This is a genomic window from Cryobacterium sp. Hz7, assembly GCF_004402815.1.
Lineage (GTDB): Bacteria > Actinomycetota > Actinomycetes > Actinomycetales > Microbacteriaceae > Cryobacterium > Cryobacterium sandaracinum.
Genome location: NZ_SOFB01000034.1, coordinates 1 through 1,414 on the forward strand (window position 1 = coordinate 1; position 1,414 = coordinate 1,414).

Annotated in this window: 1 protein-coding gene; it reads right to left on the minus strand. The window is 67.6% G+C overall.

Translation table 11 applies throughout. The features are described from left to right. Nucleotides 1-52 precede the first annotated feature (52 nt). Nucleotides 53-1,294 (minus strand): IS256 family transposase, encoded by a 1,242-nt coding sequence (locus tag E3N86_RS07505; protein ID WP_134342055.1) that lies wholly within the window; start codon nucleotides 1,292-1,294, stop codon nucleotides 53-55. Nucleotides 1,295-1,414 lie beyond the last annotated feature (120 nt).

Consider the following 1,414-nt stretch of genomic DNA (forward strand, 5'->3'; position numbering starts at 1 on the left):
GGTCAAGTCCAAATGTGTGGTGTAACGCGTCTGCCGCGTGATTCTTGGATTTCTAGGCGCTGAGGGCGCCGAGTTCGGTTGCGGGTTCCTCCTTCTCGGTCGGGACGAGGGTGAGGCGTGAGCGGCTGAGGACGTCGAGGCCGAGGTAGCGGCGGCCCTCGATCCATTCGTCGTGTTGTTCGGCCAGGACCGCGCCGACGAGCCGGATCAGGGAGCCGCGGTCGGGGAAGATCCCCACGACGTCGGTGCGGCGGCGGATCTCGCGGTTGAGACGTTCCTGGGGGTTGTTGGACCAGAGCTGACGCCAGATCTCCTTCGGGAAGCCGGTGAAGGCGAGCACGTCCGCCCGGGCCGCCTCGAGGTGGGTGGCGACCGCGGGGAGCTTCTCCTCCAGTGCGTTCAGGACCCGGTCGAACTGGGCGTGGACGGCGTCCGCGTCGGGCTGGTCGTAGACGGAGTGGAGCAGGGTCTTCACCCACGGCCAGCTGGTCTTCGGGGTCGCGGACATCAGGTTCGCGGCGTAGTGGGTGCGACAGCGCTGCCAAGTCGCGCCGGGCAGGGTCGCCCCGATGGCGGCCACGAGGCCGGCGTGAGCGTCGCTCGTGACGAGTTTCACGCCGGTGAGGCCGCGGGCGGTCAGGTCGCGGAAGAAGCCGAGCCAGCCGGCGCCGTCTTCGGCGCTGGTGACCTGCAGGCCCAGGATCTCGCGGTGCCCGTCCTTGTTCACGCCCGTCGCGAGGAGCGCGTGGACGTTGGCGACACGGCCGCCCTCGCGCACCTTCAGCACCAGGGCGTCGGCGGCCACGAACGTGTAAGGGCCGGCGTCGAGGGGCCGGGTGCGGAACTGCTCGACCTGTTCGTCGAGGTCCTTGGCCATGATCGACACCTGCGACTTCGAGAGGCGAGTGATGCCGAGGGACTCGACGAGTTTCTCCATCCGCCTCGTCGACACCCCGAGCAGGTAGCAGGTCGCCACGACGCTGGTCAGGGCGGCCTCGGCGCGGCGGCGGCGCTCGAGGAGCCAGTCCGGGAAGTAGGTGCCGGTGCGCAGCTTCGGGATCGCGACGTCGAGGGTGCCGGTGCGGGTGTCGAAATCCCGGTGCCGGTAGCCGTTGCGGGAGTTGACCCGGTCGGCGGAGACTTGGCCGTATTCGGCGCCGCAGACGGCTTCCGCTTCGGCGCTCATCAGCGCGTTGATGAACGTGGTCAGCATCTGCCGCATCAAGTCCGGCGAGGCTTGCTCGAGTTGTTCGGACAGGAAACGGGCAGGGTCAATAAAATGGGGTGCGGTCATCGCGTGTACTCCTTCGGAAAAGACTTGATCGGTCTTTCCAAGAATCACGCGGTGGCCGCCTTACATCGGTGCAACACGCCCATCAGGGCCGGGGGTTACACCACGCTATTGGACGCAACC

What these genes read in the sequence shown, in the direction of transcription:
- E3N86_RS07505 (WP_134342055.1), bottom strand. Translation starts at nt 1,294, where the DNA reads ATGACCGCACCCCATTTTATTGACCCTGCCCGTTTCCTGTCCGAACAA.